The 19509-nt window shown below is 60.0% G+C and carries 17 protein-coding genes; 7 read left to right on the forward strand and 10 right to left on the reverse strand.

Annotated elements, in window-relative coordinates; translation table 11 throughout:
* Entirely contained in the window at window positions 1–1197 is a 1197-nt protein-coding gene (locus IHQ71_RS21565; RefSeq protein ID WP_258158476.1) for a DegT/DnrJ/EryC1/StrS aminotransferase family protein, read from the reverse strand.
* A gap of 226 nt (window positions 1198–1423) precedes the next feature.
* On the opposite strand from IHQ71_RS21565, the gene IHQ71_RS21570 reads away from it, so the two are divergent.
* The gene (locus IHQ71_RS21570) at window positions 1424–3157 is read left to right on the forward strand and encodes a GMC oxidoreductase (RefSeq protein WP_258158477.1); all 1734 of its coding nucleotides are present in this window, start codon (window positions 1424–1426) and stop codon (window positions 3155–3157) included.
* Here the strand turns inward: IHQ71_RS21570 and IHQ71_RS21575 are convergent.
* Both IHQ71_RS21575 and IHQ71_RS21580 read right to left on the reverse strand, forming a co-directional pair.
* Window positions 3082–4473 (reverse strand): NAD(P)-binding protein, encoded by a 1392-nt coding sequence (locus tag IHQ71_RS21575; RefSeq protein WP_258158478.1) that lies wholly within the window; start codon window positions 4471–4473, stop codon window positions 3082–3084. The two genes, IHQ71_RS21570 and IHQ71_RS21575, sit on opposite strands and share 76 nt — an antisense overlap.
* A gap of 420 nt (window positions 4474–4893) precedes the next feature.
* Window positions 4894–5196 carry a hypothetical protein gene (locus IHQ71_RS21580; RefSeq protein WP_258158479.1) on the reverse strand — a complete coding sequence of 101 codons (303 nt, stop codon included), beginning with the start codon at window positions 5194–5196 and terminating at the stop codon, window positions 4894–4896.
* Between the two features lie 191 nt (window positions 5197–5387).
* Here IHQ71_RS21580 and IHQ71_RS21585 point away from each other — a divergent pair.
* Together IHQ71_RS21585 and IHQ71_RS21590 are read left to right on the forward strand one after the other, a co-directional pair.
* A protein-coding gene (locus tag IHQ71_RS21585; RefSeq protein ID WP_374989899.1) for an IS630 family transposase occupies window positions 5388–6331 on the forward strand; the annotation gives its coding sequence in 2 pieces (ribosomal slippage) (window positions 5388–5724 and window positions 5724–6331; 945 coding nt in all).
* A gap of 417 nt (window positions 6332–6748) precedes the next feature.
* Window positions 6749–6937 (forward strand): hypothetical protein, encoded by a 189-nt coding sequence (locus tag IHQ71_RS21590; protein WP_258158481.1) that lies wholly within the window; start codon window positions 6749–6751, stop codon window positions 6935–6937.
* Window positions 6938–7412: 475 nt separating this feature from the next.
* Here the strand turns inward: IHQ71_RS21590 and IHQ71_RS21595 are convergent, their stop codons facing one another.
* The 3 genes from IHQ71_RS21595 to IHQ71_RS21605 form a co-directional block, all read right to left on the reverse strand.
* Window positions 7413–9212: an NAD(P)/FAD-dependent oxidoreductase gene (locus IHQ71_RS21595; protein ID WP_258158482.1), complete on the reverse strand. Its 1800-nt coding sequence runs from the start codon at window positions 9210–9212 to the stop codon at window positions 7413–7415.
* 15 nt (window positions 9213–9227) lie between these two features.
* Window positions 9228–9407 carry a hypothetical protein gene (locus tag IHQ71_RS21600; protein WP_258158483.1) on the reverse strand — a complete coding sequence of 60 codons (180 nt, stop codon included), beginning with the start codon at window positions 9405–9407 and terminating at the stop codon, window positions 9228–9230.
* A 115-nt stretch (window positions 9408–9522) separates the two neighbouring features.
* Window positions 9523–10134 (reverse strand): TetR/AcrR family transcriptional regulator, encoded by a 612-nt coding sequence (locus IHQ71_RS21605; RefSeq protein ID WP_258158484.1) that lies wholly within the window; start codon window positions 10132–10134, stop codon window positions 9523–9525.
* A gap of 105 nt (window positions 10135–10239) precedes the next feature.
* Between IHQ71_RS21605 and IHQ71_RS21610 the strand changes: the two genes are divergently transcribed.
* Both IHQ71_RS21610 and IHQ71_RS21615 read left to right on the forward strand, forming a co-directional pair.
* Complete coding sequence (locus tag IHQ71_RS21610; RefSeq protein ID WP_258158485.1) at window positions 10240–10674, forward strand: ABA4-like family protein; 435 nt, start codon at window positions 10240–10242, stop codon at window positions 10672–10674.
* Window positions 10675–10678: 4 nt separating this feature from the next.
* Window positions 10679–11527, forward strand: a complete 849-nt coding sequence (locus IHQ71_RS21615; RefSeq protein WP_258158486.1) for a hypothetical protein — start codon at window positions 10679–10681, stop codon at window positions 11525–11527.
* On the opposite strand, the gene IHQ71_RS21620 is transcribed toward IHQ71_RS21615, so the two are convergent.
* Together IHQ71_RS21620 and IHQ71_RS21625 are read right to left on the reverse strand one after the other, a co-directional pair.
* A complete protein-coding gene (locus IHQ71_RS21620; RefSeq protein ID WP_258162906.1) occupies window positions 11524–12525 on the reverse strand; it encodes an inorganic phosphate transporter in 1002 nt (333 codons plus the stop codon). The two genes, IHQ71_RS21615 and IHQ71_RS21620, sit on opposite strands and share 4 nt — an antisense overlap.
* The gene (locus IHQ71_RS21625) at window positions 12525–13169 is read right to left on the reverse strand and encodes a DUF47 domain-containing protein (protein ID WP_258158487.1); all 645 of its coding nucleotides are present in this window, start codon (window positions 13167–13169) and stop codon (window positions 12525–12527) included. The genes IHQ71_RS21620 and IHQ71_RS21625 overlap by 1 nt, the downstream gene beginning before the upstream one ends.
* A 227-nt stretch (window positions 13170–13396) precedes the next feature.
* On the opposite strand from IHQ71_RS21625, the gene IHQ71_RS21630 reads away from it, so the two are divergent.
* Together IHQ71_RS21630 and IHQ71_RS21635 are read left to right on the forward strand one after the other, a co-directional pair.
* Entirely contained in the window at window positions 13397–15034 is a 1638-nt protein-coding gene (locus tag IHQ71_RS21630; RefSeq protein ID WP_258158488.1) for a Na/Pi cotransporter family protein, read from the forward strand.
* A 284-nt stretch (window positions 15035–15318) separates the two neighbouring features.
* Complete coding sequence (locus IHQ71_RS21635; protein WP_258158489.1) at window positions 15319–15687, forward strand: hypothetical protein; 369 nt, start codon at window positions 15319–15321, stop codon at window positions 15685–15687.
* 88 nt (window positions 15688–15775) lie between these two features.
* On the opposite strand, the gene IHQ71_RS21640 is transcribed toward IHQ71_RS21635, so the two are convergent.
* Window positions 15776–16483, reverse strand: coding sequence for a response regulator (locus IHQ71_RS21640; RefSeq protein ID WP_258158490.1), 708 nt, complete (start codon window positions 16481–16483; stop codon window positions 15776–15778).
* Window positions 16484–19468, reverse strand: coding sequence for a PAS domain S-box protein (locus tag IHQ71_RS21645; protein WP_258158491.1), 2985 nt, complete (start codon window positions 19466–19468; stop codon window positions 16484–16486).
* Between the last annotated feature and the right edge of the window lie 41 nt (window positions 19469–19509).

Raw genomic sequence — 19509 nt, forward strand, 5'->3', positions numbered from 1 at the left:
CTAACTGTTCCGGTAGCTTGTGTTGGGAACCAGATGTCCGATGTCCGTGGCAGCCGGTCCGACCATGCGCCGGGTCAGGTATCGCATGAGCGGCATCGGGTAGTTTTCGCCGAGACTTATGCGGCAGGTCCGTTTGAGAATGTCGAGCGACGCGGCACACATATTGGGTTCATATTCGATCTCGCGCGCGGCCCAGTCATAGGGGTTCATGCGGGGATGCACCACGCTCTGCTGCAAAATCGGTTGCCAGAACGAAAAGATGTGGCGGCTCGAATCATAAATCCTCTGGACGCCGCGCTTATGCTCTCGGGCAAAGGCAACCGCCTCATCCGGCGTATCGAAGAGCACGTGCATTCCAGCCGCGTTCGGCAGGTCATTGTGCGGGCCAATCTGCAAGTGCCTGCTTTTCAGAAGAATGCTGCTCATGATGTCGTAACGACGCCGCATTCTGCCAATCATCGGATCCAGCTTTTTCAACTGAACGTTCAGCATCGCACCCTGGATCTGGCTGGCCTTGAGGTTGACCCCCGGAATGAGAGGCATGTTGGCATTGTCGAGATGGCCGCGGAACACCGCACCGACGTCATGGTACATTCTGGCCCGCGCGAAATACTCGTCGTTGTTCGTAACGACCGCGCCGCCCTCTCCGATGCTGATGTTTTTGAACTGGTTGAAACTGAACGCGCCCAGGTCCCCGATCGTCCCCACCCGCCGCCCTTTGTAGGACACGCCCACAGCCTGGCACGCATCTTCGATCACGAGCAGCCGATGCTTGCGCGCGATGCCCATTATCGTGTCCATCTCGCACACCTTGTTGGCCATATGCACCGGAATGATGGCCTTGGTGTTTGGTGTGATCTTGCGAAGGATATCGTTCGGGGAAATCGTCAGTGTGGCGTCGATATCTACGATAACAGGAACCGCGCCCACCGCAAGCGGCGCAGCCGCCGTGGCGATCCAGGTGTAAGCGGGCACCAGCACCTCATCGCCAGGCCCGATCCCCGCAGCCACAAGAGCGGCTATCAGTGCGCCGGTCCCGTTGCTCGTCGTCAACGTGTGCTTCACTCCGAACTGGTTGGAAAAGGCCGCCTCGAACCGCGCCAGGGGACCACCCTCGGCGCCGTTGTAGCGGGCCAACCGCCCGGAAGCTATGACGGGCGCCAAAGCGAGCCACTCCCGCAATCCAACACGTGCCACTGAACCCCTCCGTTCCTGCCAATCCAGGCGATTGTGACAGGACACACTCTAGCCCCGAGCCGTCGGCGGTTCAAAATGGACTTGTGACTTAACATCAGTATCTTAGTAACTAGCCGCAGGTACTCCGAAGCAGTAGCGATGGTACCAGTGCTACACATAAAGACCGATTTCGATGCCATTGGAGAATCTGGTATCAAAAACACTAGCCGAAATCGGGGAATTAAGCTTGGCGATCACCAACTTGCGGAATGCGCCGCGTGGGCTGGAGCTTCACACCGACATCGCCATCGTCGGCGGAGGGCCTGCAGGGCTGGCCATCGCCCGGGAGCTCTCGGGAACGCGCATCCGCGTCATGGTGATAGACAGCGGCGGCTTCGAGGTCGAAGACAGTCTCGATACCCTTAATCGCGTCGAAAACGTCGGAGCAACGAATTCGTCCAACAAGATCGGCCGAGGCTATTCGGGGCCGCTGACCTGGCTCAATGATGTGCCTCCATTTGAACTGCGTCACAGGGGCCTTGGTGGCAGCACTAGGACCTGGATTGGCAAATGCGCCGCCTTCGACGAGATCGACTTCGAGAAGCGAAGCTGGGTTCCCGGTTCGGGTTGGCCTGTTTCTCTTGCAGAGCTAAAGCCCCATCTCGATCGAGCGGCGGAACTTCTCAACCTCGGTCCGAACGTCTACGATCGAAGTCTCTACAATCTGCTGCGTTCGGCGCCGAGGCTCGACATCTCCGACGACGACATGGTGCGGCCCTTCTTCTGGCAGTTCAGCCACGAGCCAGGATCCCGCGGCGAGCCTATGCGCTTCCGGCGCATTGCCCGGCGGATCGATGGGCCGAATATCGACTTCCTCACGCATGCAACCGCAACGCGGATCGACACCGTTCCCAATGGGACGCGCGTTCATTCCGTCACCGTTCGCAACGATGAAGGCGGGCACGCTATAGTCTACCCATCCGTGGTGGTCCTCTGTTCGGGCGGCATCGAAAATGCGCGTCTCCTGCTGATATCGAACGCGATCGCCAAGAAGGGGCTGGGCAACGATCATGGCGTCGTGGGGCGCTATCTGGCCGATCATCCGCGAACCGTTCTCGCGCGCTTTCCGGCCCATGCAATCCAACGGGTCTCGGAGATATTTACATTCTACGGACTGGCGGATCGTCATAGCACCAACTTCTATCTGCACGGTCTCACGTTGAGCCCGGCGGTACAGCGCCGTGAGGGGCTGCTGAATTGTGCGGCCTATCCCGTTCAAACGCTCTCGCACGATGATCCCTGGCTGGCGCTCAGACGTCTGGCGAGCACGCCAGGCCGCGCGTCGTTGGCAGATCTTTCCAGTATATTGCGTTCTCCTGTCACATTGGCAAACGGACTTATCGAGCGGTTCGTCCATCGGCGGGGCCTGCCGCGCAAGGCATCGGAGCTCCGATTCGATGTGATGGTCGAGCAGCGGCCAAATCCGCAAAGCCGGGTGATGCTGTCGCGCACGAAGGATGCCCATCAGGTGCCGCTACCGAAAGTGAACTGGCGTATCAGTGATCACGAAGTGCACTCCATCCGCCGGTTTGCCGAACTGACAGCAATCGCATTCAGCCGTGCGGGCTTACCAGAGCCGCTGTTACCGGATTGGGTCATTCAACAAGCGACGAAGGAGGTCCCCTTCGCAGACATGGCTCATCCCTCGGGAACGACGAGAATGGGTAGCGATGTGAAGAGCAGCGTAGTCGATGCCAATTGTATGGTGCACGGCGTCGAAGGCCTGTTCATAGCGGGAAGCTCTGTATTTCCGACAGCCGGGCATGCGAACCCGACGCTGATGATCATTGCGCTGGCGCTGCGGCTCGCCGATCATCTGAGAGGACATCAGGCAAGCGCGGCGGATCACGGCGTGCGCGCGGACAAGGAACCAATCAAGCCAGTATTATCCGGTTCAGCGATCGCGTCGCCCGCGCATTGAGCTTTTGATTCCAAACGCCCGCGACGCTCTGCTTCAAACTCCAGCACATTATGCTCGGCAGTTATCGCGGAGATATGCGATGTCGGCTGATAATCGAACCCGCCTTGGCGGCCGAAGGACAAAATGCCGATCGCCTTCAGGTCGCTGATGGCTTGCGCTGCCGCCGCCCCAGCGCCTTTGAGATAGATGGGATAGGCGGACGTAGTCTCCCTCGCGCCCTCCAGCGTCAAGTCGCCCAGAAGGATGCCACGCCTCCGCACATGGTCTTGAAACGACGCAGCAAGGACGTCGCTTCCCGGCGATGGGTCGCCCGCGATGACTTCAACCGAAAAGTACTCCCGTCCGTTGGCCTGGCCGTAACAATCCGAATGCATGGTCAGACGCTTCCATCCCCCCTCGTCAGAAAAGTTATAGAGGATATGAAAGGGGAAGTTTCGCTGGCCACGAAAGCTGTAAAATAGGCTTGTCAACGTTGCATAGCGGATGCTCGGATTTGCCGGAAGCCCGCACCAATTCGACACGACATCGAGTGGCACGGTCGAAAAGACGGTCGAACTCGAGAAGATTCCGGAATCCGTCTGGATGACCAGCGCGCCACTCCCGTCGCGGTGGATGGATTGAACGTGCTCGCCGAGACGTATGTCCACGCCGGTGGCGCGCAGTGCGTCTCCCGCCGGCTCGTAGAGCTCGGAGAACCCGCCCCTCGGTCTCACCAATGAGCGTGCGTGCGAGCGCCGAGGAGCAACAAGGCGCCGCAATTGCCCCGCAAAGCTCGCATTTTGCGAGATCCACCGCATGCGCTTGCGCGCAAACTCGCCCTCGATACGTTCGGGGCCGGTGCCGTAAAAGCGTGTCAGATAGGAGAGCAGACCGGTGCGCTTTGCGAACCTCTCGCCCAGCCAGTAGCATACGAAATCGCGGGCGCTGCGATCCGGATTGCGAGTCAGGCGTCCTCTTAACAGTGAGGCCAAGGTCCAGGCTACTTCCACGAGCCCCGCCTTTAGCAAGTCCGACTGATAATCGAATGGATATCGTACGAGGTTGCCATGAAAATCGAGACGCCCCGTGGCGCCGTCATAAGGATGGTACTTCTCTCGAATGCCGGGAAATTTTTGGATGAACGGGGCGTCGTCGTGGAAAATGAAGCTGCCGATATCATAGGTGTAAGGCCCTATGTCGAGGCTTACATGGTTCCCGCCCAGATGAGCATATTCGTCGAGGACAAGTATCCTCCTCGCACCCTTCTCCTTGATTACAGAGGCCGCCGTCATCCCCGAAATGCCGGCACCGAGAACGATTGCGTCGAAGCGCTCCATGGAGTCCCCATTTTGGACTTGGCACCGTATCGTCGGCTCAAATACGACGATCTCAGCTAGATCTTTGTAAGCACGCGACGACGCTTCGGGTTCTTATCCCTGCCAGGGTTTGCGGTCGCTGATTTCGCAACTGCTAGACCCCAACTGGTCGACTCGTAACCACCTTGGCAGCGTCTAGGTGACAGAATGTTCCAACGCAGCGGGAGGATCAACTTGGCCTTAAGGAGTATGAAGTCGAGCGTTGGTCCGGATCGCGCCCCTTGGATGAACGCACGAAACAGCGGGCGAGAAGCTCAACGGCTTTGGAGGCGAATAGGCCAAATACGACGGCGAGTGGAAAAATCGCTCGCGGCAAACCACCCTGCAATTAGCGAAACAAAACGAAGCTGGGCAGGGCCGGTTCGACGAACAGAAGTGGCGCTAAGCGGTCACAGTCTCATGGAAACTCTGAGGAAAGCCTATCTCGACGTCTTTGAAGGAATTATGCCGCTTCGCACCAATTCCGGTGACCCTATATCTATGCATCACCACCCCGGAGGGCGCGAACACCCCCTCGGCGAACGAGCTAACCCACTTCTTCCTCTTCAAGCGGCCAAGATAGGCATAGACCGAGCCAATTTTTATTTTGGGTGAGGCATGAACAATCTGCATGGGATAGAGCGCTCCCTCACGTATGAGCACCCGGAGTATTTCAGCTTCGATTTCCGATGTTCTTTTAGGCATGTCGATCCCCCAGATATGCCTCGACGCTACCGCAAGGAGGTTGCGCGAAACTGAGATCGACCTGTGGGGGCGGGCGCGTAGCACGTCGCGGGCGATGGTGAGCTAGAGCACTTTCGGCTATCGATGAATCGATTGTGAAGTGACGCGATGGGTTTGTTCTGATTCAACATCCACCTTGGTGGAGATTGACGATGGCCAGAGCACTCGGTGAGGATTTACGGTTTCGCGTTTTGAAGGCTGCAGATGAAGGAGCCTCGGCGCGTCAGGCGGCAGCACGGTTTGGCGTCGGGGTATCGAGCGCGATCCGGTGGATTGCGCGAGCGAAGATCGGTGAGTTATCGCCCCGACCGCAGGGGCGACGGCACGGCTCTCGCCTCGACGGTTATGCGGACTTCGTCTTCGGAATGATCGATGACCGCAAGGACATCACACTCAATGAGATGGTTGAGCGTCTCGAAGCTCAGTGCTCGATACGGGTCGGTCGGAGCACCTTGAACGACTGGCTTCGCGGGCATGGCTGGACGTTTAAAAAAAGTCCGCGCATGCACTGGAGCAGGAGCGCCCCGACATCCTGAAGCGGCGCCACGCCTGGTTCGACGGCCAACGCGACCTCGATCCGGCGAAGCTGGTCTTCATCGATGAAACCGGTCTGTCCACCAAGATGGCGCGCCTGCGCGGGCGCGCACCACGCGGAGAGCGTTGCCGGGCTGGCGTGCCGCACGGACACTGGAAGACTACCACCTTCACCGGTGCGCTCAGACTCTCCGGCATGACCGCGCCCTTCGTGTACGACGGCGCGATGAACGGCAATGTGTTCCTTGCCTATGTCGAGCAGGTGCTGGTTCCCACGCTCGAACCAGGCGACATTGTCGTCATGGACAATTTGCCCGCTCACAAGGCCGCCGGTGTCCGAGACGCCATCAAGGCGGCGAGAGCATCGCTACTGTTCCTGCCGCCCTACAGTCCAGACTTCAACCCCAGTGAAAACGCATTCGCCAAACTCAAGGCGATGATGCGCGCAAAGGCCGAGAGAACCATTGCCGCACTCTGGAGCGCTGTCGGCCCTATCGTCGAACTCTTCACGCCAGCCGAATGCGCAAACTACTTCAAGGCAGCGGGTTATGACCCGGGTTAAGCCGGACGTGCTCTAGCCTCCACTCGGTTCCTCGCCTTTTGGCTCACGCTCACGTTGCACCAGTTCGTCAGCGTAAAACGAAACCATCATTGCTGCAGACTTGCGATGGCAATCCCGCTCGACGCCTCATCGCTCGCGACGACCAGCTCAGAAAATAATCCACCTCGATCTTGAATATGCCACACCAAGGTTTACATTTGGCGCATCGCTTGAGTTTTTGCAGAGGGCGTGAGGGTGGTGGAGGCACTTGTTTGTTCCCCCTCGATACCATAGAATAAGGTGATGCCAGCTTATGGGGTCGCGCCTCCTGCGGGAGGTGGCCATCACCTCCGGCAAAACGAGCCCCCTGTGGCCAGTGCCCACGATGTTCGTCGGATAGCGAAACGACAGTCTCAACTTAACCGCACGGAGACACCCATGGAACCATTGTTCCGCTGGGGTCGCTGGGTTGTGTTGAAGGTGAATTTCGCCTTCACAGCTATCTTGGCGACCCTCTTTGTCATGATTTATCTCACCAATCCTTGCCAGTTCTCGCTGAAGGTCAAGGTACTCGACTTCTCTTATCAGGGGAGGTGCGAAGCCATGGCCATTGATAAGCCTGGCTGATCGACCACCTTATGGCCAGTTTGCGTAGTGCTCCCAGGTTCAACCGAACCTGGGAGGCGACCATAAAGGTCATTTGCTTCCATAATCACCAGGATACGAAGTGATCCATCCCCGAGAGTTCCAGGGGTTTGAGAGGGGAAACCCTCTGTTGACATCGTAGGGGTCACAGGTTCAATCCCTGTCACGCCCACCATTCGATCCCCAGGCTTTTACAGAAGCTTAGCAAGGGCGCCGCGAGGCGCCTTTTTGCTGCCCGATTTTCAAAAGCGGGCAAATAGCAGGGGCATGAGCGGGAACTGCCGGGAACTCGAATCGTCGATTTGAAACGCCAGCCTGTGGCTTGGTGACCCCCTGAGATCGTCGGGATTGCTGGCGCCTCCAAACGGAGCCATGTGACGGGCGGGGCGGATTGCTTCGCCCCTCGCTTGTTGAACTCGTTTCCGTGGACGAACCACAGCGCTCACGCCGACAGGCCTCACCGCTCGTGATGCACGGTCTGGAGACCGTAGACCGGTGTTGGAATGCCCTCCATCCGCGCCTTGAGTTGCAGGGAGAGAAATTGCGAGTAGTGTCGCGACTGGTGGAGGTTGCCACCGTGAAACCACAGCGCTTGCTGCTGGGTCGGCTTCCACATGTTGCGTTGCTCGCCTTCCCATGGACCCGGGTCCTTCGGCGTATCGGAACCGAGCCCCCAGCATTTTCCAACCTTGTCGGCCGTCGCCTGATCGACAAGATCGGCCACCCAACCATTCATCGATCCGTAGCCCGTGGCAAACACGATGACATCGGCGGGAATTTGCTTGCCGCCGGACAGCTTGACCGAATTCTCCGTGATCTCTTCCACCTGGCCGGCCGCGAGCTTGATCTTGCCATCGATGATCAACTGGGAGGCGCCGATATCGATGTAGTAGCCCGAGCCACGACGCAGGTATTTCATGAACAGCCCCGAGCCGTCGGCACCCCAGTCGAGCTGGAAGCCCGCCTTTTCGAGAGCGGCATAGAAATCCGCGTCGCGTTCCCGCATCTGATTGTAGAGCGGAATCTGGAATTCGTGCAGGATCCGATAGGGCAGCGAAGCAAAGATCAGATCGGCCTTGGCCGTCGTGACCCCGTTCGCCAGCGCCTGCTCCGAGTAGAGCGAGCCCAGCCCGATATCCATCAGCGTTTCGGACTTCACGATATGCGTGCTCGAACGCTGGACCATCGTGACATCGACGCCGGCTTCGTAGAGCGCGGCGCAAATGTCATGCGCCGAGTTGTTGGAGCCGATGACCACGACCTTCTTGTCCTTGTAGCCATCCGGTCCGGGATGCTGCGAGGAGTGATGTTGCTCGCCCTTGAACCTTTCGCGGCCCTTGAAATCGGGCATGTTCGCCTTGGCCGACATGCCGGTGGCAAATACCAGCTGCTTCGGCTTGAGAATGACTTCCTCGCCGTCGCGATCGACGATGACGGCCCATTCCTGGCTGGTTTCATCCCATTTCGCCGACTTGGCGGCGGATCGGGTCCAGTAATTCAGCTCCATCACCTTCGTGTAGAACTCCAGCCAGTCGCCAACTTTGTCCTTGGGCGAGAAGATCGGCCAGTTCTTCGGGAAATCGATATAGGGCAGATGGTCGTACCAGATCGGGTCGTGTAGGCAGAGCGACTTGTAACGCTTGCGCCACGAATCGCCAGGCCGGTCGTTCTTTTCAAGAATGATCGTCGGTACGCCGAGCTGCCGAAGCCGGGCACCGAGCGCAATGCCTCCCTGGCCACCGCCGATGATCACGACATAGGGCTGGGTCTCGTAACCCAGCGTCCTGACCTCGTCTTCGCGCTCTTCCTTCCAGGTCCTGGCGCCGGGATTCTGGCCGTGTTTTGCACCCAGTGGCCGGGTGAAGCCGGACTTCTCCTCATGGCCTTTCAGTTCGACAAGCGTGGTGAGCAGGGTCCAGATCAGGCCGTTCTTGAAGCGAACAAGGCCATAGCCGCGCCCGACCCCGGTTTCGAAAGAGATCCAGCTCTCGAGCACACCATCGGCTTCCGTCGCCGTTTCGCCCGCCGCGACGCGCCAGTTCGATGGCTTCGCTGTCGCAAGCTGCGCTTGCAGCATATCCCGCACCTGGTCGCGGCCTTCCACGGTCTTGATGTTCCAGGTAAAGGCGACGAGGTCGCGCCAATAGCACTCATCGGCGAACATGCCGACTGCCTCGCCGATATTGCCGGCTGCAAGGGCGTTGCCGAACTTGTCGAGCAGGGCCTGAATTCGGATCGTCGGGGTCTGGTCGAGCATCTTTTCTCCTCCTGCTCACTGCACGTTCGGCGGCTCCTCGACCGCCCCTTCCTGTTTCGCCCTGGATGAGAATGGTATCGCGAGGACGGCGAGCTTCGCGGCGCGCGCCTGCAGCTTCTCCATCACGGGGTCGACGAAACTCAGATCCCGAAATGCGCGCGGCAAACGGGGAATATGCGAAAGCGACGACACCATCGACCGCTCCTCCCGAAGCGATGGTGGCATATTCAGGGCCTGCCTACAATGCGACCGTTGACGGAGGTTGATGTGGCACGGCAGGGCATGCCCCAGTCGTCGGCGGCGGACACCCTCAACAGCGACCAACACCAAAAATCAGCCCTGCAATGTCGAGCGGTTTGCCCGGGAACGGGCAATCCGCATCGGCGGCATCGGGCAGTTTCTGGTCGATGACCAGATGCGCATGGCCATGAACCTGGGACCAGAGAAGGCTCTCCAGCGACCGTCGCTCCGCTTCGCTCTGGAGGCCCATGAACGCCGCCGCCGGGGCGCAGATCTCTTCCAGCTGCCGGTACCCGAGACGGGCGTGCTCGCGCAGGGCCTCGTCCGTCCAGTCGAGAAGATTTGCCGTGAACATGAGCCGGAACAGGCCGGGATGCTGGCGCGCATAGGAAAGGTACCCCCGGAAGGCCGCACGAATCTGCTCGACGGGGGTCGGCAGCGCTTGAGCCCGCTCCTCCGCCATGGACCGCGCGAACATCTCGAACCCTGCCGTGGCCATGGCGTTCATCAAATGGCGCATGGTCGGGAAATGGTGTTCGGGGGCGGCATGGGACACGCCGACGCGGGCAGCGACTTTCCGCAGTGACAAGCCTTCCAGCCCGTTTTCCTCGATCAGCGCGAGTGCGGCCGCGAGAAGCGCATTTCTGAGGTCGCCATGATGATAGGTTTTCTTGGGTGCCATGGCATTTCATTAGCGCGGGATACGCGACAAGTCAAAAAAATCTTGACACTGACAAGATGTAGATCCATATAATCCTGACACTGACAAGATTGGGAGAGTTTGCCGATGTCGTTCGCCCAGGGATTCTCGATCGCGAGCACCGCCGCCATGGCGGGATGGCTCGCACTACTGCTCCTGCCGCGTTGGCCGGTCCTCGTGTCTGCGTTGCGCTACGGCCTCATCGGCGCGCTGTCGGTGGCATACGCCGTGCTCATCATGATCTTCTTCTTTCGCGTCGAAGGCGGTGGCTTCAACACGATCGGCGAGGTGCGTGCGCTCTTCATGTCGGACGGCGGCCTGCTGGCCGGATGGATCCACTATCTCGCCTTCGATCTCTTCGTCGGCATGTGGATCGCTCAGGAAGCCGACCGAATCGGGATGAGCCGCCTGCTTCAGGCCCCCATTCTGATCGCCACCTTCATGTTCGGGCCGATCGGCCTTCTCATCTATCTCGCCAGTCGCACGACGCTGACATTGCTGCCGTCAACCGCAAGGAGCTGATTCGATGACTATTGCCTCGACAGATTTCTCTCTCAGCGCTGGGACGGAATACAGGTTTCCTTCCCTGAGCGACCGCGCCCGCGACCTGCTGCTTCTCGCAATCGGCGTCCAGATCGCCTTCCTGATCCCAAGCGCGATCGCCTATGCCGCGGATGACCGCCTGCTCAATGACGTGAGCGTCTGGAGCAAGCCGGTCAAGTTCCAACTGTCGATCATCCTTACGCTCGGCACAGTGGCATTGCTGCTTCCACTGCTTGATGAAGGAGCGCGAGCGACCCGGACCGTCCGTGGTGCCAGCTTCGCCATGGCCATCTCGTCGACGCTGGAGATCATGTACATCGTTATCCAGGCCGCACGCGGCCGCGCGTCCCACTTCAACGAAGCCACGCCTCTCGAAGCGATGCTCTACCCGGTGATGGGCGTCGGCGCAGTCTCCATCGTGGCCGGGGCCTTCGTCATCGGCTGGGTGATCTGGCGCCACGGGCGGACCGATATGGGCGCGGGCCTGCGATCGGGTGCGGCCTGGGGTCTGATGATCGGAGCGGTCCTGACGGTGATCACCGCCGGCGTGATGTCCAGCGGCGCCATCGCCGAACCCGGCCACTGGGTCGGCGGCATCCGCAGCGATGCCAATGGGCTGTTCCTGGTCGGCTGGTCCCGCATCGGCGGCGATCTGCGGGTGCCGCATTTCTTCGCCACCCATATCATGCAAGGCCTGCCGATTCTCGGGCTGCTGCTCGATCGCTTTGCGCCGAGTCGGGCGCGCATCGGCATCTGGGCCGGAGCCGCCGCGGGTGTCTTGGTCGTCGCCGCGACATTCATCCAGGCCGCGATGGGCGTGCCTTTCCTCTAGAAGACCGACGTCACCAGATAGAACGTAGCCGAGACGATCGCCGCCGCTGGCAGCGTGATGATCCAGGCGATCAGGATGTTGCTCGCCAATCCCCACCTTACGGCGGTGACGCGGCGGGCGGCGCCCACGCCGACGATGGCACCGGTAATCGTGTGCGTCGTGGAGACAGGAATGCCCAGCCAGGTGGCGCCGAACAACGTCAACGCGCCGCCGGTCTCGGCGCAGAAACCCTGCATCGGATTCAACTTCGTGATCTTCGATCCCATCGTGTGCACGATCCGCCAGCCGCCGAACAGGGTGCCAAGCGCCATCGCCGTCTGGCAGGTGATCACCACCCAGAACGGCACGAAGAAGGTGCTGCCGAGATAACCTTGCGAGAACAGAAGCACGGCGATGATTCCCATCGTCTTCTGCGCATCGTTGCCGCCATGACCGAGGGAATAAAGCGAGGCGGAGACGAACTGCATGACGCGGAACGTCTTGTCCACGGCGAACGGCGTCTGCCGCACGAACAGCCAGGAAACGACCAGCACCAGGAACAGCGCCAGCAGGAAACCGATCATCGGCGACATGAAGATCGCCAGGACTGTCTTGAACAGGCCCGCGAAGACGATGGCCGAACCGCCCGTCTTGGCAAGCCCCGCGCCCACCAGCCCGCCGATCAGCGCATGCGACGAACTCGATGGAATGCCGTAGATCCAGGTCACGATATTCCAGATGATTGCCCCCATCAGCGCAGCGAAAATCACCTGCGGCGAGACGATTGCCGGATCGATGATGCCGGTACCGAGCGTTTCCGCCACATGCAGGCCGAAGAAGAGAAAGGCGATGAAATTGAAGAACGCCGCCCATGCCACCGCATATTGCGGCCTCAGCACCCGGGTCGATACGATCGTCGCAATCGAATTTGCCGCATCATGCAGGCCGTTCAGGAAATCGAAGAACAGCGCGATGGCGATAAGGCCGATCAGCAGGGGAAGCGCGAGCGTGGCATCCATCATACATTCTCGATCACGATGCCACTGATCTCATTGGCCACGTCCTCGAACCGGTCGATCACCTTTTCGAGTTCCGAATAGATCTCGCTGCCGATGAGATAGGCCATGGCGTTGCCGGCACCATGGTCGCGGAACAGGTTCTTGAGTCCTTGTTCATAGAGCTCGTCCGACCGGCCCTCGACGCGCGTCACCTCTTCGGCAATCGCGCTCAGCCGTGTGGCATTGGCGCCCATCTTGTCGAGAAGCGGTATCGCCTCGGAGATCAGCCGGGCGGCTTCAGCGATCAGTTCGCCCATTTCCCGCATGCCGGGGTCGAACGTCTTCCGTTCGAAGCGGCGAATGGTCTTGACCGTCTTGTGCATCATGTCGATCGCATCATCCATAGACTGGATGAGATCCTTGATGTCGCCGCGATCGAAGGGCGTGATGAAGCTGCGGCGAACAGCCAACAATACGTCGCGCGTAATGTCGTCGGCCTTGTGCTCGAGATCGATGATCGTCTGGCAATGGGCTTCGAGATCGCCCTCGCCCGCAAGCAGGTCACGCATGGCGTTGGCGGCAGCGTTGACCGTGCGGGAATGCTGCTCGAACAGATCGAAGAACTTGTCCTCGCGCGGCATGAGTTTCTTGAACAGGCTGATCATCGGTGCGGCCACTGTGTTAATGTCATAAATCTGTCATAAATGACGAATGCGCGAGGGGAAAGGGCGCTTTCAAAACCTTGTGGGACAGATGAAAATTGCCGATCCGAGATCGCTCTATGATGATTGACGCCGATAGACCGATTTATTTCGCCGGCGAATGAATGTAACCTTGTTTTTGCGGTTAGATTCGACAGCATGCAGAATTTTGAGGAGACATTCGCCAGCAGATGGAATCGACGATCGTCATGATCAACCTGTTCGGCGCGGTTGCGCTGCTGCTCTTCGGCCTGGCCCAGGTTCGAGACGGCGCGACGCGTGCCTTCGGCGCCCGGCTGCGCACCGGGCTCGCCAGCGGCACACGCGGCAGTTTCCGGTCATTCTCGTCGGGTTTCATCGCGACGATCGTACTTCAGAGTTCCACCGCGACCGCGCTGATGGTCGCCTCCTTCGTCGAGCGCGATCTGGTGGCGCCGGCGATGGCGCAGATCGTTCTTCTTGGCGCCAATGTCGGTACCGCCGTCACGGCGTGGATTGTCTCCACCGGCATCGAATGGCTGTCGCCACTCATTATTCTTGTTGGCATTGTCTTGTACCGGCGCTCGTCGACGGCGCAGAAAGGCATGGGCACTGCACTTGTCGGCGTAGGACTGATGCTGCTCTCGCTGCAGCTGCTGGGCCTGGCGACCGGCCCAATCCGCCATTCGCCGGCGCTCGCGGCCTTCATCGAGCTTCTCGACAATGCCTGGGTCGTGGCGATGATCTTCGCCGCCGTACTCGCCGCGCTGTCGTCATCGAGCCTCGCGGTGGTCGTCCTGATCATGTCGATCGCATCAACCGGCGCTCTGTCTCCGGGCTTGACAGTGGCGCTCGTTCTCGGAGCCAATCTCGGTGGCGCCGTGCCACCGGTTCTCTCAACGCTCTCGGCGCCGGCCACCACGCGGCGCGTGACCTATGGCAATCTGATCGTCAGGGCAGCCGGATGCCTGATCACGCTTCCGCTCGCGGGCTATCTCGGTACCTTCCTTCACGACCTGCCGTTCTCGCCGGCCAAGATGCCCGTCGATGCCCATCTCGCCTTCAATCTCCTGCTGGCCGCAGTCGCCTGGCCACTGTCGCCGGTGCTCAGCCGGATGATGACGCGGATTGTGCCGGATGACCCGAAGGGCGACGACGGCCCGAAGTTTCTCGATGTGCAGGCGCTCGAATCACCCGTCGTGGCGCTTGCCAATGCCACCCGCGAAGTGCTCGGCATCGGCGACCTGATCGAAAAGATGCTGATCCAGTGCCAGAAGTCCTTCGCGCAGAACGATCTGGCGCCGATGCGCGAGGTCGCCGCGCTGGAGAAGAAGGTCGACCGGCTGCAGCAGGAGGTGAAGATCTATCTCTCGCGCCTCGGCCGCGCCAAGATCGATCAGGCCAACGACCGGCGCTCGATCGTCATCATCGAATATGCGATCAATCTCGAACATATCGGCGATATTATCGAAAAAGGCCTGAACGACCAGGTCACCAAGAAGATCTCCAAGGGGCTGACCTTTTCCGAGGATGGCTACCAGGAACTGAAAAGCCTTTTCGATATGACGATCGACAATCTTCGCATTGCCCAGACGATATTCGTCACCGGCGACGAAGCCCTTGCCCGTCAACTGATGGAAGTGAAGGTGCATGTCCGCCGGCTGGAGAAGCAATCTTCCGGTCGTCATCTTGAACGTCTTCGCGACGGCCGTGCCGACAGCCTCCAGACCAGTTCGCTGCACCTCGACATGCTGCGCGACCTCAAGCGCATCAATGCCCATATCGTCTCGGTCGCTCATCCGATTCTCGACGAAAGCGGGCTGTTGATCGAGAGCCGCCTGCGTAGCTGACACCTGCGAACATCTCACCATATAGAGCCAAATTTCTGACACGATCGTTACAAAATCGGGAAATGCGGGCCAAAGCGGCGCGTGAAATTCCTATATGGCAGCGCTACCACATGGCTTCACGGTGCCATCTTGGGGATTTTCCTCACATAAAACCACAGAAACCCACATCAATGAACGTTTCTGTATCAATTGGCTGCGGCTCGCGACATCATGGTGAAACAAACTCTTCTTAATTATGTTCTCAACAAGGCGGCCGGGGAGACGGTCTAGCCGGGGACAATCAGATGAGCAACATCGGAAATCAGATCGTAGCCGTCGTAGCCACCCTGTCGGGTTTTGTCGCTCATGACTTCCTGTCCGAAGCAAAAACAGTCTCCACCACCGACACCAACATCGTTGTCGCCGCAGCAAACGTCGATCCCATCGTCACGCGTTCGGTCAACTTGGAAAGCCTGTCGGTCAAATTCATCGAGACTGCCGCCATCGCCCCTGCGGCCATGCCAGCCGCTCCGGCAAGCGGCGTCACGATCCGCACCGCTGCTGTAAAATTCGATGACAGCGAAACCGCCTTTGCGAGCGTCAACAATGTGCGTGGGAACGGGATCCCGGTTGAAACCTCGGTCTCCGACCGCGACGCAGGATATATCCGCTAGAATAAAGTGCCACATCCTCCCAAGGACCGGGCCACGGAAAAGGCGCGCTGCACCCAGCGCGCCTTTTCTCATTCTTGAAGACCAGGTTTCAGTTGGCCGGTTCGAAGACGTAACCTTCGCCACGCACTGTCTTGAGGACCGGGGGCATGGAGGGATCGGTCTCGATCTTCTTGCGCAGACGCGCGATCCTGATGTCGAGGCTGCGATCCGCCTGTGACAGGGGCCGTCCGAAGGCCAGCTCGCAGAGCCGGTCGCGCGACAGGATCTGCCTTGGATGCCGGGCGAATGTCTCGAGCAGGTCGAAATCCATGCTGGACACTTCGATCTCTATCCCCTCGGGCCCGAACACACGCCGGCCATCCATATCAAGTTCATACGGGCCGAGATTGAGAACCTGCCGGGTTCGGGATGGCTTCTCCACCTTCGCCGGCATGCGGCGCAGCACGCTGCGCACGCGGGCCAGCAATTCCCGCACTTCGAAAGGCTTGGACAGGTAATCGTCGGCCCCGTTCGAAAGTCCGCTCACCTTGCTGTTTTCGTCGGCATTCGCGGTCAGCATGATGATTCCCATGCGCTCGCCGGCATTGCGGAGCCGCTTGACGATCGACAGGCCGTCTTCGCCTGGCATGTTCACATCCATCAGGATGATATCCGGACTGGTACTCACCAGCAGCCGGTCGAGCGCCGCGCCATTCTCGGCGGCACTGACGGCGAAACCCTGCATGGACAGATAGTCCTCGATCATGCCGCGAAGGCCCGCCTCGTCATCGACGACTATGATATTCACGTCTGACATTTACACATTCTCTCTTTGGTCTTCCGCCGCGCCCTCTTCGGCCGCAGCAAGTAATCTTTCGTTTTTGTCCAGCATCGGCCGCAGCGCCGAACGCAGGGCCGATAATTCCAGTGGCTTGACGATCACCGGGACATCGCTCGAATTGGTGTTGATCTCCGGGCCCAGCGCATCGCCGGTCATGATCACAACACGGTCAGCCAGATCCGGGCGCTTTGCCGCAATGAAGGCCATGAGCTTGTCGCCACTGACATCGGGCATGCGCAGATCGGTCAGCACGGCATCGAAAGGCGTGCCCTTGCGCAACAGGGTCTGCGCCTCCCGTCCGCTCGAAACAGCCGTCACCTCGACACCCTCGACCGTCAGATATTCGCTGACATAGCGGCCGATGGCAGGCTCGTCATCGACGACGAGGAGCTTGCCCGAGAGCCGGAACGTCGCCTCTTCGAGGCCCGCATCGGGCCGTAAGCCCACAGCGGTGACGGGCAGCCGGATCCGGCAGATCGTGCCGCCGCTATCGGCGTTGTCGAGGAAGATGGTGCCGCCATGTGCCTGGACGATACGAAGGCAGACGGAAAGACCGATGCCCGTGCCGACGCCCTGCGGCTTGGTGGTGAAGAACGGCTCGAACACCCGCTTCCTGATGTCCTCGGGAATACCGTGGCCGCTGTCCCTGAGGTCGATCGCGATCTGTTCGCCTTCGAACCGGCTTTCGACGTCGAGCGTGCGGGCGCCATCTATGCCCATCATCGCCTGCTGTGCATTGAGCACGATGTTCATGAACACCTGGTGCATCTGGTCGGGATCGGCGAGCGTCGCCGGCAGCTTGTCCGCCCTCTTCCGCACCACCGTCACGCCATTGCTGCGCAGGCCATAGGCCGCGAGTTCCAGCACGTCGTCGATGACCGTATCCATATCCACGCTGCGTTTTTCGATCGGCTTGGACCGGGCCATGGAAAGGAAGGTCTTGACGATGCGTCCGCAACGTTCGGCTGCCGAATGAAGCTCGCGCGTCCTGCGTTTCGTCGCTTCGTCGGTCGCCATTTCATTGAGCATGCCGGCATAGCCGACCACGATCGACAAGGGATTGTTGAGTTCGTGCGCCACGCCAGCCAGCAGCGAGCCAAGGGCCGCGAGTTTCTCGCTTTGATGCAGCGCGCCGCGCTGCTGGTCGAGTTCGAGCTCGGCGAGCTTCTCGCGCGTCTGGTCGACGACGAAGACGCCCGCCCCGGTGATCTCGCCGGTATGCGCGCGCAGTGGAAAGCGGATGAAGAGGCTGTAGAGGAACGGATCGAGCGAGGGATGATGCTGTTCTTCCAGCTGCATCGTGCCAGTTTCTAGCACCCGCGCGATGGACCGGTCCATGGCTTCGGCTTCCTCCGGCGGCAAGAGGTCTATCGTCTTCTTGCCGATCACCTCGTCCGCCCGTTTCTTGAGCCGCTTCAAGGCCTCGGGATTGGCCATGGTGAAATGACCGTCCAGGTCCTTGGCCAGCATCGCCACGGGCGCATAATTCAGGAAGGCGGACATTCGTGCCTCGCTGATGCTGAGTGCCTCCTGGGCCTCTCTCTTCTCGGTCACATCGCGACCGATCGCCTGGATCTCGACGAGCTTTCCATCAGCGTCGAAAATACCGGTATCCGTCCATTCCTCCCAGTGAATGGCATCGTTTTTCAGCGTCCGGCAGCGGATCACGATCGTCTCCGAGGGATGGCCGGGCGTAAGCGACGCGATATAGGCGCGGTGGCGCTCCCTGTCCTCGGGCACGACGAGTTCGAAGTCGCTCCGGCTGCGGTCCAGCATTTCCTCGAGCGTCACGCCGAGATAACGGCAATAGGCATCGTTGGCGAAGGTCGGGTAACCCTCCCCATCATAACGGACCACCAGCTCGGTCTGGGTTTCGACGACGTTGCGATAGCGCTCCTCACTCTCGCGCAGCTTCATCTCGGCGGTTTTGGAATCCGTGATGTCGCGCAGAAGAATGACGCGCCCGCCATCCGGCATGACGCTCTGCCTCGCCGCGACCCATCGTCCGTTGTCGAGCTGCCGCTCGATATCAACGCCATTGCTGCCGGCCCAGATGCTATCGACGAAATCGCGCACGTCGCGCCCGACAAACAGCTTTTCGCGCTGCTCTTCGGACAGGTGCCAGGTCAGCGCCTCGTTGAAGAAGGCCAGCTTTCCGTCCGGCCCGATAATGGCAAACCCGTCGCGAAGACTCGCGGTCGCCGCCAGGAAGCGAGCTTCGCTCTCCTCGAGTTGCGCCTGATACCGCCGGCTGCTGGCGAAAGCGTTGGAGACGACGCTGAATTGCTTGCGCCAGATCGACGGCAAGGCGGGCGGGATCGCCTGCGAGCCCGACGCGTGATCGCTGATATAGCGCGCCAGCCGCAGGCTCGGGACAATGTAGGTGCGGTGCAGGAAATAGAAGATGCCGAAAACCGTCGCCACCAAGCCTGCCAGGATGAAGAGAAACGGTGCGAAGCGCGGCAGCAGGAAGATCCGCAGTTCCTCGTTTGGAACCAGATAGACAAGCTTGTAGCCCGTGATCCCGAACCTGCGGGTCAGCACCCTGAAATCGTCCCGCCGCTCGAAATTGAGGCCTGGCGTATCGGTCAATCCGAAATCCGTGGCATCAAGGCTCGCGATGTGTTGCTTGAGGCGAACACGATCCTCATCGTGCATCTCGCCATTGATGCTGACGACATTGTTGTGCGTGTCGAGAATGGCCGCGAGACCGATCTCCGGCTTGAACAGATCAAGCCCCATGGAAAGCCGAAGCCGTGCCAGTTGCGGCCCCGCACCCTCGAGCGAGGAACTGACAAGCCCATGCTGTTCATTGGCCTTGCCGGCGAGATCGTTGAGCAGCGCTGCGCGCTGACGAACGTATTGGTCCGCCGCCAGGCCGATGATCAGGACGGCGAGCGGCAGGAAACAAAGGAACAGAAGCCGAGGAGAAGGGCCGATGCCGGCGATCTTGGTTGCCATGACGTCTTCACGCTCCCGCACGCTTGTCGCAAGTTTCTCCA

Source organism: Rhizobium sp. TH2 (genome assembly GCF_024707525.1).
Lineage (GTDB): Bacteria > Pseudomonadota > Alphaproteobacteria > Rhizobiales > Rhizobiaceae > Rhizobium_E.

What these genes read in the sequence shown, in the direction of transcription:
- IHQ71_RS21575 (WP_258158478.1), bottom strand. Translation starts at nt 4,473, where the DNA reads ATGGAGCGCTTCGACGCAATCGTTCTCGGTGCCGGCATTTCGGGGATG.
- IHQ71_RS21580 (WP_258158479.1), bottom strand. Translation starts at nt 5,196, where the DNA reads ATGCCTAAAAGAACATCGGAAATCGAAGCTGAAATACTCCGGGTGCTC.
- IHQ71_RS21590 (WP_258158481.1), top strand. Translation starts at nt 6,749, where the DNA reads ATGGAACCATTGTTCCGCTGGGGTCGCTGGGTTGTGTTGAAGGTGAAT.
- IHQ71_RS21595 (WP_258158482.1), bottom strand. Translation starts at nt 9,212, where the DNA reads ATGCTCGACCAGACCCCGACGATCCGAATTCAGGCCCTGCTCGACAAG.
- IHQ71_RS21600 (WP_258158483.1), bottom strand. Translation starts at nt 9,407, where the DNA reads ATGGTGTCGTCGCTTTCGCATATTCCCCGTTTGCCGCGCGCATTTCGG.
- IHQ71_RS21605 (WP_258158484.1), bottom strand. Translation starts at nt 10,134, where the DNA reads ATGGCACCCAAGAAAACCTATCATCATGGCGACCTCAGAAATGCGCTT.
- IHQ71_RS21610 (WP_258158485.1), top strand. Translation starts at nt 10,240, where the DNA reads ATGTCGTTCGCCCAGGGATTCTCGATCGCGAGCACCGCCGCCATGGCG.
- IHQ71_RS21615 (WP_258158486.1), top strand. Translation starts at nt 10,679, where the DNA reads ATGACTATTGCCTCGACAGATTTCTCTCTCAGCGCTGGGACGGAATAC.
- IHQ71_RS21620 (WP_258162906.1), bottom strand. Translation starts at nt 12,525, where the DNA reads ATGGATGCCACGCTCGCGCTTCCCCTGCTGATCGGCCTTATCGCCATC.
- IHQ71_RS21625 (WP_258158487.1), bottom strand. Translation starts at nt 13,169, where the DNA reads ATGATCAGCCTGTTCAAGAAACTCATGCCGCGCGAGGACAAGTTCTTC.
- IHQ71_RS21630 (WP_258158488.1), top strand. Translation starts at nt 13,397, where the DNA reads ATGGAATCGACGATCGTCATGATCAACCTGTTCGGCGCGGTTGCGCTG.
- IHQ71_RS21635 (WP_258158489.1), top strand. Translation starts at nt 15,319, where the DNA reads ATGAGCAACATCGGAAATCAGATCGTAGCCGTCGTAGCCACCCTGTCG.
- IHQ71_RS21640 (WP_258158490.1), bottom strand. Translation starts at nt 16,483, where the DNA reads ATGTCAGACGTGAATATCATAGTCGTCGATGACGAGGCGGGCCTTCGC.
- IHQ71_RS21645 (WP_258158491.1), bottom strand. Translation starts at nt 19,468, where the DNA reads ATGGCAACCAAGATCGCCGGCATCGGCCCTTCTCCTCGGCTTCTGTTC.